Origin of the sequence: Moritella yayanosii (genome assembly GCF_900465055.1) — a bacterium.
Taxonomy (GTDB): Bacteria; Pseudomonadota; Gammaproteobacteria; order Enterobacterales; family Moritellaceae; genus Moritella; species Moritella yayanosii.
In genome coordinates this window covers 324,082-338,302 of record NZ_LS483250.1, presented here as the reverse complement: position 1 = coordinate 338,302, position 14,221 = coordinate 324,082, and the positions used below count along the sequence as shown (strand labels likewise).

The following is a 14,221-nucleotide window of genomic DNA, read 5'->3' as shown; positions in this document are numbered from 1 at the left end:
TCTTATGTTTTTATCATTCCCAATCAAGGATCACTTTACCTGACATGCCTGAACGCATAATATCAAAACCTTCTTGGAATTGATCAATTGGGAAGTGGTGTGTAATGATTGGTGTTAGGTCTAAACCTGACTGAATTAATGCTGCCATTTTATACCAAGTTTCAAACATTTCACGACCGTAAATACCTTTAATCACTAAACCTTTAAAGATAACATTGCCCCATTCGATGCTCATATCATTTGGTGGAATGCCCAACATAGCAATTTTACCGCCATGGTTCATCTTGTCTAGCATATCGCGAAATGCAGATGGCACACCTGACATTTCAAGGCCAACATCGAAGCCTTCAGTCATTTTAAGCTCGTCCATCACGTCTTTCAGTGACTCTTTGGTGACGTTCACCGCACGAGTAACTCCCATTTTACGCGCAAGATCAAGACGGTATTCATTCACATCAGTGATCACAACATTACGTGCACCAACGTGCTTACATACTGCCGCAGCCATGATGCCGATTGGACCAGCACCGGTGATTAATACATCTTCACCAACCACATCAAATGATAACGCAGTGTGTACTGCGTTACCAAACGGATCAAAAATAGCCGCCATGTCATCAGAAATATCATCGGGTAGTTTGAATGCATTAAATGCCGGAATAACTAAGTATTCAGCAAATGCGCCTTCACGGTTAACACCAACACCAATCGTATTACGACATAAATGGGTACGGCCGGCACGACAGTTACGACAGTGACCACAGGTAATGTGACCTTCACCAGAAACGCGATCACCTAATGTGAAACCACGAACTTCCTGGCCAATACCAACAACTTCACCCACATACTCGTGACCAACAACCATAGGTACTGGAATGGTTTTTTGTGACCATTCATCCCAGTTATAAATATGGATATCGGTACCACAGATCGCGGTTTTACGGATCTTAATTAACAGGTCATTGTGGCCAAGCGTTGGCTTTTCCACGTCTGTCATCCAAATACCTGGTTCAGGTTTTAATTTTGCTAGTGCTTTCATTTTCTTAAATCCACTTGTCTCGATGATATTAAGCTTCAATACTTAGACTCTCGATAGTAGGTACTAGGTACTTCGAAGCTTAATTAATTGTCTATTTAGATGATGCCAAGATCTTTACCGATACGGGTAAATGCGGCAATGGCAATATCAATTTGTTCTACGCTGTGCGCTGCTGACATTTGCGTACGGATACGTGCTTTACCATGTGGAACCACTGGAAAAGAGAAACCGATAACATAAATTCCTTCCGCTAATAAACGCTCTGACATTTCAGCAGCCAGTGCCGCATCACCAATCATTACCGGTACAATTGCATGGTCAGCACCTGCCAGTGTAAAACCAGCTGCGCTCATGCCACGGCGGAAATGTTCAGCGTTAGATTTAACTTTGGCACGTAATTCATGGCTTTCTGCCATCATGTCGATAACACGAATTGATGCAGCCACAATCGCAGGGGCAACCGAGTTGGAGAATAAGTATGGACGTGAACGCTGACGTAACCAATCAACTACTTCTTTTTTAGCTGATGTGTAACCGCCTGACGCGCCGCCTAATGCTTTACCTAATGTACCGGTGATAATATCCACACGATCCATAACGCCGCAATGTTCAGGGGTACCACGACCGCCTTCACCAACAAAACCAACCGCATGTGAATCATCAACCATCACCAGTGCGTTATATTTGTCTGCAAGATCACAAACGCCTTTTAGGTTAGCGATCACGCCGTCCATTGAAAATACACCATCCGTTGCGATCAACTTGTGGCGAACACCTGCAGCATCGGCCGCAATCAGCTGTTCTTCTAGTGATGCCATGTTGTTATTTTTGTAACGGAAGCGTTTTGCTTTACATAGACGTACACCATCAATGATTGACGCATGGTTTAGTTCGTCTGAGATAATGGCATCTTCTGCACTTAATAACGTCTCAAATAAACCCGTATTTGCATCAAAGCAAGACGTATACAAGATAGTATCTTCCATACCGAGGAAAGTACTGATCTTACTTTCTAATTCTTTATGTTTGTCCTGGGTACCACAGATAAAGCGTACTGACGCCATACCAAAACCGTGGCTTTCTAAACCTGATTGTGCCGCCGCAATTAAATCAGCATGATTAGCCAAACCTAAATAGTTGTTCGCACAGAAGTTAACAACTTCATTACCTGCCACTTGAATGTTGGCATTTTGGGCTGAAGTGATCACTCGTTCGTGTTTATAAAGGCCATCAGCTTTAGTTTGTTCTAACTGCTTACGGATCTGATTGTAGAATGTAGAAGTCATGTAAATATTCCTTTTTAACTTTATTTGAAACAACTTGTTATTAAGAACAGCCGAACAAGCCATGAAATAATTTATACTGTGACGCTATTCTAATTGATCCCATATAAGACTATTATCCCTGTAGATGGAACAACATTAGTGAAACACAGGCACAAATAGAATGATGATATTTCACAAACTGATCGCCTTATTACCCGACTTGGCTAGTTTTACTCTCGTTGTTCAGGAGGGCAGTTTTACTGCAGCAGCAAAGAAAATAAATGTCACCCCTTCTGCACTGAGTAAAACCATTACCCGGCTTGAGCAAGCCTTATCCGTTAAACTGTTTGAACGCACGACCAGAAAACTGATCATTACCGAAGCGGGAAAGAAGATTTACGATCAATGTGTCCCTATGGTTAATGCTGCAAAGCAAGTTGTTGAAATATCAAGTATCGAACATACTAAACCCGCAGGTTCAATCACCGTTGCGGCACCTGAGGCATTTTTAAATGTGGTGCTACAGCCTTTTGTCGTTCCATTTTTACAGCTGTATCCGCAGATTCAACTGAAGCTGCGTGCTATTGATGGGCCAATCGATATCTTTGAACACGGTATCGATATCGCCTTTATGCTTACGGATAAGCCGGATGAAAATTTGGTGCTAAAAGAGATTGCTAAAACCTACTTAGTGTTATGTGCAAGCCCTGATTACCTAAAAGATAAGGGTATTCCTTTCCACCCTGAACAATTAAAACAACACGATTGCTTATATTTAGCAGAAAATGAAACCGACCACATCTGGAATTTTGTGAAAGGCGACGAATCCCATACCGTTACAGTCTCTGGCCGTTACGCAGTCAACCATTCTCAGATGCGCCTAAACGGTGTCATTAACGGCTTGGGTATCGGCATTTTCCCCGACTTCGTCGTGCAGGAAGCAATAAGCAAAGGAGATGTAACAGAGGTTCTCTGTGACTGGACGATTAAGGGTAATTATCAGGGGATCATTGCACTGCAATATGCTCAAACCAAATATATGCCAACAAAACTCAGAGTCTTTATCGATTACGCGATTCAACACTTGTGTTAATGCTATAGACACTTGTTTTCAGTCTCTGAAGTACTTGTTGGGCAACCTGTCAGCACTTCACTGGCCAAGTGACAAACTTAGCAGGGGCTGATATTGGGGCGCTGTTAACACTATTTTTGGCTAAGGGGTAATAGAGTCAGATACACCTATTCTATTTGAATAAACTATTAAGATTATGATTATAAAATAAATTGTAACTTACCCGATTGTTCAACCACTACAATAGGTGCCGATTAGTATACTTCGTCGGTTATATCCATACGCTTTAGAATACTTTTAGCAACAGCTATCTCATCCCTAGCCCCTGTAGCTACGCAAGACTTGACCACGCCCTCTATGCGATGCAACCTTAGCCCTGAATGGCTTAACGGCTCGCCCAAGTAACCTAATGGCTTCCCTTGCTTGTTTACGACTAAATATAGGTCACCTCTTACGTGGGTAAACCGATGCGGTAACATAACCCGATTAAAGCAAAGATCATGATAATCTCTATGTATCCCTCGCCTAACCTCCCATAGGCATTTAGACGCTATAGACTTACCATCCATCAAGCTATAAACACTATCTAGCCGCGCCTTAATCTCTCCATGTTGCTCCTCATCGTACTTTTCAAGATTTAGCTGCTTATCCTCGATGATGACCTGTATAGCTTCCCACGGTTCCGCCGTTTTCATCATTAAGAATATTTCTATTAGAAACTGCCTTAAGTCGCTGCCAATATAAAGCCAGTGCCTTTGAACTTCACCTGCCCGTAATTTATTGAAACGATCTTTCGGTGTCCCTAGTGAGTTAATATATTGCTGCTTGGTTGCGAATGCTGTTACAAATTCGCCGCCGTGCTCATAGCTATAGGTTTTCATTGCTTAGTGTCCTTTTAGGCTCTATGTTAGTCAGCCGCTTTATTACACTCTACGGCAGCAAAGGTGGGATTACGTACGTTATCAAAGTGATGTGGTATAGCTAATTTTTCCTCAAATCAAAAGACTGAATCATTGCGCATATTATGCGTAATTGGGTGGGGTGCGAGATGGATCCCTTCACTACCCCTACAAAATATAATGATATCACTATCGACTAGAGTAATAACACCAAGCCATTTTCGTCCAACTTTTACGTATCTAAACTGTAAGACTATCTCTTTCTATCGCGGTTATTTCTTTATTCGGATATTCCTTATAAACGCGCGATTTTAAAAATTCCATTTGAGTCTTTATTTCACTTTTTAGCTCACCAGTGTAGACAAAAGACGTTTCCATGTTGGCATATACACCACTTCTCACGGCACTAAACCAATTGAATGAACCTACACTTATATGGCAGCCATCGGCCATTATAAGCTTGCTATGAACACCTTTGATTATCGATACACAAACTCCAAGTGACGCTAAATACTCACAACAACTAACAAATACTCTTTCTTTCTCACCATCAAATTTGTTATTAGTAGTTGTATTAAAATGACGGTCAGTATAAAAATTAATAACTACGTTTCGGCCTAATGTTGCTTTAATGGAATTTAGAATACCAGTAGATTCGAGCTTTGCTAACTGCACCCAAGGAGACACAATAGTAATCTGTGTATTTACTTCACTTAACAACTCAATGATATATTCATCATGTTCTTTAGCATTGTTAATTAATCTTGGCTCACGACATAAATTCAATAAATCACTTCTTTTTTTAGCGACAAAAAATAATTCATTTTCATCTTTATCAAACAAGTATTTAGCTAATACACCACGGGGTTCTGAGGACGCGCAGCTGGCCATAACATCCATATCGCCAAACACTAAAAAGCTATCTTTTGCCCTAGAAACAGCGACATTTAGCATACTTTGAGAGCTATCAATAAAGCCACCATTATTGTGCCTTGTATACACAGGCGAAAATATGATTACTTTTCGTTCGGCGCCTTGGAGTGCATGCACCGTACCCACCGTTAATTCATCAGAGTTCTTACCGACCTTGATACCAAGTTTTGTACATTGATTTTCAATCTCATTAACCTGAGCTTTAAATGGCGTAACTATCCCTACTATGTTTTCAACTTTATCGTTATATTCAGCTTCAAGTTTTTCTCGGTTTTGCTCTAACCAACTTGCAATTGTCTCAGCCTCAAGCGAATTAAAACGGCTACCTCCTGTTCGTTGTTCAGCTTTACCATCAATATGTAAATAACCAAAGGCAGGATAAGCAACATCTTTACTCACGCCACCGCGCATCGGAAGCAGTACGCCTTTATAACAAAGATCATTACAAAACATGATTATCTCATCAAAACAGCGTCGATGTTCACGCAAATACATACCAGATTCCATCTTGTCCTGATATTGAAAACGACTTGCTGATTGGGCAATATGCATCACACTACCACTCACCACACTTCTGCCATTATTTAAGACAGTGTCATAATCATCTCGTGTTGTTAGTATGTTCTGAGCAAACAAATTACCGACATCAATAGCACCAGTAATAGAACGTACTGGCTCTATCTGGTGTATATCTCCAATCACCAATGATTTTTTAGCTAAAGCAAAGGCTGCCCCAGCGACTTCAGGTGATACCTGTCCAGCCTCATCAACGATTAATAAATCGATAAAGTTAAATATATGTTCCTGTTCGAAATTACCTTCATTAAATGCAGTGCCGGTGATAAGAGACGGTAAAGAGTGGAAAGTCGAAACAATGCAAGGTGTTAACATCATACGCCTTTGCCAGCGAGGTATAACCGTGGACATTCCTGTTTTTTTCTTTAATCCGTTAAAACCATTACCAAGTTTTTTACTTTCAATTAACCAACTCGCTTCCCAATAATGAACAGCTAATCTGAACATGACGAAGCGTATTTGAGTATCAGCTTGCTTATCTACTACATCAAAACTAGGTACCGTAGTTACTGGTACATCTAACGACTGAGCGAGAGTAACCCAATTATGTTCAATTTCTATTTGATTAACTAATAGTGATTGTTTGTTATTATAATCATTAGCCAAATTTTTAGAGTGCGCGTCTATTATACTTTGTTGATTAATTAAAAATTGCTCAACGTCATCTGTATCTAGTTTAATAACCAAATCTAAAATATCTTTGCTCAAATGTTCTGAAAGATATAATTCACGCTTTAAATTTCTCTTTTTTCTAATTGATTTCATCCAGCTAAACGTCGTTAACCAAAATGACTCAGAAGCTAAGAATTGTTTCCATTTTATGCCATCGCGACTCATGTTCTGAGATAGCTGTTCGCTGTCTAATAATGATTGCTTTAAATCCCCAAGCGTCAATTCAGGGTTTTCACCTATCTCAGCTAATACTTGCTCACGCACTTGGCACAGTTCTGACCAGAAGGTTCCCATTTCTTTCAATTGAGATTGCTTGAATGTTAATTGTGAGTGCAAGAAGTGGCGAATGTCTTCAACAGAACCAGCATCAGAAACTTGCTTGGCTTTTTCCAAAAAGAAGTGCTCTGCTTGTTCGAGATAATCTGAATCTTCGACGCTCTCAAAAAATGTCTTGGTTTGAAACTTTTTCTGAGCTTCATCCTGACGAGATCGAGAAGGAAAATATGCACCGTAGCTGTTAATATCAGGCAACCAACGACCACTTAAAGGCCCTTCCCCTTCAGAGAAATCTTTACCGAAAGCATCGATAATATTAGTCACGGCTTGATTATTCGTCGATGCGGCAAAAATAACCGGAGCATTCGTCTGTTTAAGCGCAGCGTCGACCCACATGGACGCGACAACCGATAATACATACGTTGTTTTTCCCGTTCCAGGGGGGCCATTAACCGCTAGAATATCCCCATCTTGCATGCAAAGAGCATGAGTTAATGCATCGCGTTGGGCATCAGCCAATGCGTATAAGTTACTTGAATGGCCGTTACGAAGATATGTAGATTTTTCAGGTTTAATGCAATCGTCAAAATCGCATATTTGACGGCTAGCATAGCTTTTGAATAAAGCTAACTCAGGTTTTTTCGCGATAATTGAATCATAAAGTTCCAATATTTTAGTAGACATACCTGTTGATTGTTCTGATTTAACGACAAAAGAATATTCTGGTTGGATGTAACATGAAGCTAACGCTGAATCACTATTCGTTTTATTACAAACGTATTGATATAAATCGCCACAATGCTTCACATATAACTGCCAATTGCTTTCCTGTTGCAATAATTTCTCGTCATCAATCTTGTCTGCCACCTCTTCGTCAGTCAATGTGGTTAATTTTGACTTAGTTAAAAATTCATCTAGAGAATCAACCGTACCAAGTGTAAATTGCGAAACTTCCAGTGGCGTAAGTAGATCTCTTGGGACTGTCACAGGACCAGCAGGAAATAACAGTCCTTCTCGATTAACCCATAAAGTGCGTATTAACATGAAGGAGATCGCTCAATAACATTCATGGAGATCACTTTTTTCTCCGTCTGTAGAGCTAGGTTTAATTTATACTGAGTGATCTCCATCAGTCAAGTTATTGGTCATTTTTCGCATTGATTCGCCCTCTAATTCTATCTTTATCGAGCCATGTACCAGTCGGTCCAGAATTGCATCAGCATGCGTCGATTCTCCGATCATTTTGTACCAATGTTCTTGCGGTAATTGACTGGCAATTAAAGTCGATTTACTGTCATATCGGGCATCAATCAGTTCAAGTAAATCGCTTCGTTGCTGTGCATTTAATGGCTCCAGTCCCCAATCATCCAAGATCAGTAAATCTGCATTGGTTAACTTTCCTATCAGTTTTCGATAGGTTCCGTCAGCCTGTGCAAAAAACATTTTTTCGAGTAGTTCTTTCAGCCTAAAATAAAATACGCTTTGCCCTTGTTGGCAATGCTGATGCCCGAAGGCACAGGCAAGGTATGTTTTGCCACACCCTGTTGCCCCGGTGATCAATATATTTTGATGTAATCGCAACCACTCGCCCTGCGCCAAGGTTCGGATCTGTGACTTATTCAGGTTGCGCTTGGCACGATAATCTAACTGCTCTATGCCAGCATGAACTCTGAATTTAGCTTGCCGTGTTAAGCGCGCTATTTTACGTTGTGAACGTGCGTTAAGCTCATTATCAAGCAGTAAGCTTAGCCTTTCTTCGAACGCGAGTTCTCGGTAATGCGTCGGCTGTTCCGTCTGTAATGTGAGGGCGTCTTTGATGCCGGACAAACCAAGCGTAGTCAGTTGATTATAAATTGTTTTCATTCCATTTCCCTTAATGATAATACGTATTGCCACGCACATTGTTGTGCTCTATTTCTGCTAATAGATCTAACTGTTGTTCAGGTAGTGGTTGGTTATCTAGGCCTTTTTTAAGAATAGATTTGATACCCGCTAATCTTCTTATTCCTGTATGTAAAGCGCGTCCACATGCAGCCTCTAAGCGCGGTGTTGTGTATTGTTTACCTAGCGCAAGCAATCCTAAGCAAACGCGGTAAGCTTGCTCAGGATGTGGCCTTTCTTGCATTAACAGAGTGACGAGCTCTTCTGTTTTTGGGCCAATATCTTGCGCCCATTTCTCAAATCGTTGCGGTGACCATTCCCCTTGTTTTCGATGTGAAACAGGCATATGAGCATCAAGCGTGCTGTGTCCACCAATCTTGTGAGAACGAGGATGCACCGCTACACACTCTCCCTGATGGTATACTGTGACGAGTTCACCGGTAATATGCGCTTCGAGTTTTTTCTTTATCAGTGAATGCGGTACAGAGTAATAATGCTTTTCTATATCAATGTGATAGTCGATATGTACAGTCACCATTTTCACTTGGGTATAGATATACGGTTCAAGGGGTAAGGGTTTCAATTCTGGCTTATCAATGGCAATAAATTGTGAATGACGCGTACCAGGATGCACTTTCATGGCCCGTTGATTGAGTTCAAGTAGCAATTCTTCGATCCGGATATTTAATTGTCGCAAAGAAAAAAAGTCTTCATGCCTCAATGCGGCCATGATCCAGCGCTCTACGATCTGTACAGCCACTTCAGCTTTGGCTTTATCCTTGGGTTTATAAGGGCGAGCCGGCACGATGACCGTATTATAATGCGCAGCCATCTGTGAATACGTCGGGTTAATATCGGGATCATAGCGACACGATCTGGTTGTACCGCTTTTTAAGTTGTCTGGGATCAAGAGCTCAGGAACACCGCCTAAAAAGGTGAAACAGCGAGCGTGGCTCATCACCCAATTTTCTAGACCTTGGGTCCACGTGGCTTCTGCATAGGTGTAATTAGAGGCACCCATCACGGCAACAAAAATTTGTGCCGTTTTAATTTCACCGGTTGTAGGATCAATAATGTTCATCGTCGGCCCACAGTAATCAATAAATAGTTTTTCACCCGCCTTATGCTGTTGTCGCATCGATGGTTTTTGACAACCAAGCCATTTCTTATATAGCCGGCAGAAGTGATTGTAACTATAGAATTTATTGTTATTTCGTTCTCTGTATTCTTCCCATAGTAATTGCAGAGTCATTGTTTTTGGCTTGAGTTCTTGATGGATCACCGACCAATCTGGGGTGGTGATTTGGGGATTGGTTTTGACGGTAGTGTGCAGAAATTTTTGATGAAGAGTCACATCATCCCATTCCTCAGATAACGGCCATGAGGTGATCCCCATTTGGGCTGCTCGATTGGCATAACGAGATACCACTGAGGGGGAGATAGATAAACTTTTAGCGACTTGACGATGGCTCAGTGAACAACCGTATTTGAGTCTAAGGATCTCTTTTAATTTACGCATAGATATAGGTGCCGTTGGCATAGTCATTCCCTTCATCAAAATGAACAGAATAACGGTTAAATACACCTACAGGGCAGTGAAAAAAGCAAGTTTGTCCAATAACATTCATGGAGATCACTCAATAACATTTCAGGGTAAAAGTGATCTTCATGAATGTTATTAGCTGATCTTGATTGAGGTTATTGGGTGATCTCCATCGATGTTATTAGGTGATCTCCATGGTGGTTAATATGCACATAAAGGACAGATCAATGCGGTATAAATTTCTGGTAAGTTACCTCTCAATACCTTACCGTGACTAAGTTTCAGTTCTTTTATGTTAGGACGGTAAACCACTTTTACGACATGGACGCTACTCTTTTCGTCACGAAAAAGTTGTTCGACTTTATCAAGATCTAGCTTGCCAGTTCTTCTAATATCACGGCTAACTCTAATAAAAGAAGCTGTATCTTTTTTAGTGAAAGTACCCTTGCTTGAATCTGAATCGGCAAGTGAATTGCGCCAATATGTGGCCCATTTAAACTCTATCATTAGTACTCCATGCTTCTTTTCAACGCTACAAATAATGTAGTCAGCTTTTAAACTGTATTTTGATTTCCAATAGGCAACTTAATTTTCATTTTCTAGCCAACAGACTTTTTAACCTTTTAATTTCATAGGTTTATTATTACCACAAATCACATATCTAGGCGAGTTATGTCGGTGAACTTTGGGATGGTATAAAAGAAGTAATGTCTCATTAGAGCGTAGGATTAAATTTTTCATTTTATTCATTTGAAAATACAGTCTTAATTCAACACTGTTTTCTATCCAGACAACCGCTATCTATGTTACGAGAAATCGAAGTTCTGATAGTCACATGAGAATGTAATTAAACGAAGCTACTGGTTAGAAGGAGTGATTTTAGGCTACATTGGTGTAACCTATGCTGATATTGGTAAAGATTCTGTGAATCTTAGAAACTTAATTACGCTGTTTATTACTATCCACCAGCATAAATAAACCAACTACCCATAATGGTAATTTGGGTAGTTGTATATTAACAGCTAATATGGCTTTAAAACGCATGAGCTTAGCGGTGCACCAAAGCCAATATTACTCGCGAGTGATAAGGCGAATACTAGAGCCCACCTTTATCTCATTGATCTGAAATGCGATTTTGGCTAATGAATGAAAGTGTTTTGTAGAGTCCATGATCGTCAAATTATCTACGGACAAACTTCCACCTAATGCTAGCTCTACCTTAAATGCAAAATGCTCATGAAAACTGGGTTTTCCAAGATGCTCAACCGCAGATATATATAAGTCATAATTAATAGTAGTGTAAGGGTCTTCTAAAATCATGCCTAGAAATTCTTCTAAATTGGCATCTATAGGTTCCAACTCGCCTGTCTCACTCCAGAAAATAGCAACATTTTCATCAGAGAGGAGTCCATAAGCTGTTCCAAATGCGTCTATAGCAAACAATTTAAATGTCGGTTTCATTGACCCATATAATTTCCCCCACTCATACTCCCAATCTGAGCATGAATCGTCATAAAATCGAAGAGCCCCAGAATACGCAGACTCACCATCGAACTCAGGTAAAATAGATTTATCCACCATTATTTTCCTCCAACTTTACTTTATCGTAAACAGTCCCTAGGGGATCTTCTTTTACTTTGTTATAAATTTTTGGCCCAGAAGATCGATTTGGACCACTTTCCAACCACTGACCATTTGACGAGGTACAATCAGCACCACCTACACAAAGCTCAACTTTATGGTCAGCATCAAATCCATCACTTGGTGGCGGACCTTGCTCTTTCGTCAGTTTTTTTCTAAAACCAGAACCTCTCACAGTTTTAGGGTCTGTTCTTATCAAAGTTCCATCTTCAGCTGCTTTTTTCCAGTCATCAAATACATCTGCTTTTTATTTAGGTACAATGATAACTCTATCACTAACCTCCGAGCCTTTAATCCCAATATTATCACTACCATTTCCATTCTGACTAGCGCTTCCACTATCAGTTTGCTGTTTTGATTGTCCTTTCTTCCAAGTATTCTTACCATAGTCCCTCGTCGACTTAGTTGCTGGCTTTCCAGATTTAGAACCCGCAACCGCAGGTAACACAATAACAGCCAACTGAGTTACATCTTTTACTATCTTAACCGCACCTTCCGGTAGTCCAGATTTATCAATTATCTCACTGACAATTTTCTTGAGGTTTTCCTCTCTATATCCATATCCTCGAGTTAAGATATCCTTTCCTTTGTCACTATCACTGTAAGTAAATTTATTTTCAGTCACTACTTTTTTTGCTACCGGATATGTTGTACCTTGTACCAACCCACTATCACTATAATTCACGAGTACTTGCTGCGCGTCTTTCTCTACCGCGCCTTCAACTTCTAACGCTTTGTAATAGTTGTAATTATCAGACCCTTCGGTGTATTGGTTACTACAGCGAGTTAAAGCACAACCAGCAGCGGTTAATTGCCTTTCTTTGGTCGCATCGCCATCGGCCAATGTTGCAATCACTGAACGTTCAGTATCTGTTAGCGTACGGTAATCAACAGTATCCGGATTTTCCTGCCTTAACGTCACAAACTCTTGCGTGTTTTTAGCAATGTTAGCATTGCCTTTGGAGCCCACTTGCAGGTTGAAACCACCAAAGCTGCCTTTGTCATTATTGCTGTAGTTAAACTGCAAATAATCCACGGCATCGTCCGCTATCATGTCCGCGTATTCATCACGGTTACCGTCGTAATTCACTCCTTCTACGACAGGGGCATTAGCCGCATCGACATGATGCTGATTTTCATGCAGTACCGTATTAGCTGACGACTCAAGTGTAGAATTGGTTTTATCATTGATAAACCCTTTACCTTCAACGTAAGCGCCTTGCCTTCCTTTGCTCTCCAAATCTGTTACTACCGCCAGTTTAGCTTCCATTGGCGGATACCCAACGCTTTAGTCACCTGCAGAGACAGTGCATTGTAAGCCACAGCATCAACACTAAGTTCAGTACATTGGACGCAAAGATGTTTTTGGGATTAGATAAAAATGGATAAAATTTAGAGGAGGTACCAGTTTGATGGAATACCAAACTAGTTTGTTTTAGCTACACATCGGATTCGAGGGCAATTACACAGATTTCGGGACAGGGCCTATAGCAATTAATTTAATTTGGAAATAACAATTACACAGCATTATTTAGAGGTCAGATAAGAGGGGTGGGCGAAAACCACCGCTAACTCTCTATTTACATTGATATATACTTTTCCTTCGATTTCATACTTTTCTGTATAAACAAAATAGCCGTTGATTGATGAATAACTTACTTTTACATATTTTCTTTTCAAATTATATTTATCAATAGTGCTACACAACTGCTTTTTGGAGGTAAGATAAATGAGTTGAGTTAACTTTATTTTCATCATTTTTCACCTCGATTCGAAGACCAGTATTAGATTTTCCAAATTATTCACAAAAAGCATCAACGATAACCCCCTTAAATACGCCGTCTTTACTTATTATTTCTCTTAAAAAGCAGATTGATATGAGTAATAACACGAAAAACAAGTAACAACTCATTTTACTCACTATCATTTTCCTCTTGATCTAAAATACGATCCTATATTCGAGAAATTCAGAACGTTTTACACCTGAATCGGCTTCATGATAGTAATCATTTCAATACAAGAATTCGATGTATCAAATGTATAATGAATAGTATAATCCGAATAGTCATATCGAAGCCAAGTATTATCTATTTTACCCATCAACCCTTTTTCACCACCGCCTCTTCGGCTTGGTTCCCCCATTAATGTTTCAAGGCCGAGTGGATCAATTTTACTAGTTAGTAAATGGTCTCCAAGCCAGCCAGTATAAGGCTCATACACATCATTATCATCATTCATAAATAGATGAATCGCAGTCATAACTTCATCTTCAAACAACAAAGAGAAACCATCATCATAAGCGTAAAAATATCGTTCATCACTAAATGGAGCGTCTTCTTCCACCAAAAATCCTGAAAGAGTAGCTTCAAAGGGTTTAATAGCACTTGAATTAATTCTAGCGCCTAAGATTGAACATAAACTATC

Annotated in this window: 12 protein-coding genes; 1 reads left to right on the top strand and 11 read right to left on the bottom strand. The window is 40.1% G+C overall.

Features of this window, described 5'->3' with window-relative positions; all coding sequences use genetic code 11:
- Window positions 1-13: 13 nt before the first annotated feature.
- Entirely contained in the window at window positions 14-1,039 is a 1,026-nt protein-coding gene (tdh, locus tag MORIYA_RS01545) for an L-threonine 3-dehydrogenase (RefSeq protein WP_112712110.1), read from the bottom strand.
- A gap of 95 nt (window positions 1,040-1,134) precedes the next feature.
- Window positions 1,135-2,325: a glycine C-acetyltransferase gene (locus tag MORIYA_RS01540; protein ID WP_112712108.1), complete on the bottom strand. Its 1,191-nt coding sequence runs from the start codon at window positions 2,323-2,325 to the stop codon at window positions 1,135-1,137.
- A gap of 160 nt (window positions 2,326-2,485) precedes the next feature.
- Between MORIYA_RS01540 and MORIYA_RS01535 the strand changes: the two genes are divergently transcribed.
- Complete coding sequence (locus MORIYA_RS01535) at window positions 2,486-3,397, top strand: LysR family transcriptional regulator (RefSeq protein WP_112712106.1); 912 nt, start codon at window positions 2,486-2,488, stop codon at window positions 3,395-3,397.
- Window positions 3,398-3,630: 233 nt separating this feature from the next.
- Here the strand turns inward: MORIYA_RS01535 and MORIYA_RS01530 are convergent, their stop codons facing one another.
- From MORIYA_RS01530 to MORIYA_RS01485, 9 genes are all read right to left on the bottom strand, one after another.
- Complete coding sequence (locus tag MORIYA_RS01530) at window positions 3,631-4,257, bottom strand: hypothetical protein (RefSeq protein WP_112712104.1); 627 nt, start codon at window positions 4,255-4,257, stop codon at window positions 3,631-3,633.
- Window positions 4,258-4,515: 258 nt separating this feature from the next.
- Window positions 4,516-7,776, bottom strand: a complete 3,261-nt coding sequence (locus MORIYA_RS01525; RefSeq protein WP_112712102.1) for an AAA domain-containing protein — start codon at window positions 7,774-7,776, stop codon at window positions 4,516-4,518.
- 66 nt (window positions 7,777-7,842) lie between these two features.
- A complete protein-coding gene (gene istB, locus MORIYA_RS01520; RefSeq protein ID WP_112712100.1) occupies window positions 7,843-8,595 on the bottom strand; it encodes an IS21-like element helper ATPase IstB in 753 nt (250 codons plus the stop codon).
- Window positions 8,596-8,605: 10 nt separating this feature from the next.
- Window positions 8,606-10,153 (bottom strand): IS21 family transposase, encoded by a 1,548-nt coding sequence (gene istA / locus MORIYA_RS01515; RefSeq protein WP_112712098.1) that lies wholly within the window; start codon window positions 10,151-10,153, stop codon window positions 8,606-8,608.
- Window positions 10,154-10,357: 204 nt separating this feature from the next.
- Window positions 10,358-10,663, bottom strand: a complete 306-nt coding sequence (locus MORIYA_RS01510) for a hypothetical protein (RefSeq protein ID WP_112712095.1) — start codon at window positions 10,661-10,663, stop codon at window positions 10,358-10,360.
- Between the two features lie 564 nt (window positions 10,664-11,227).
- Window positions 11,228-11,737 (bottom strand): T6SS immunity protein Tdi1 domain-containing protein, encoded by a 510-nt coding sequence (locus MORIYA_RS01505; protein ID WP_112712093.1) that lies wholly within the window; start codon window positions 11,735-11,737, stop codon window positions 11,228-11,230.
- Window positions 11,727-11,996, bottom strand: a complete 270-nt coding sequence (locus tag MORIYA_RS01500; protein ID WP_112712091.1) for a hypothetical protein — start codon at window positions 11,994-11,996, stop codon at window positions 11,727-11,729. Before MORIYA_RS01500 ends, MORIYA_RS01505 begins: the two co-directional genes overlap by 11 nt.
- 48 nt (window positions 11,997-12,044) lie before the next feature.
- The gene (locus tag MORIYA_RS01495) at window positions 12,045-13,067 is read right to left on the bottom strand and encodes a hypothetical protein (RefSeq protein WP_112712089.1); all 1,023 of its coding nucleotides are present in this window, start codon (window positions 13,065-13,067) and stop codon (window positions 12,045-12,047) included.
- A gap of 707 nt (window positions 13,068-13,774) precedes the next feature.
- Window positions 13,775-14,140 carry a hypothetical protein gene (locus tag MORIYA_RS01485; protein ID WP_112712085.1) on the bottom strand — a complete coding sequence of 122 codons (366 nt, stop codon included), beginning with the start codon at window positions 14,138-14,140 and terminating at the stop codon, window positions 13,775-13,777.
- Between the last annotated feature and the right edge of the window lie 81 nt (window positions 14,141-14,221).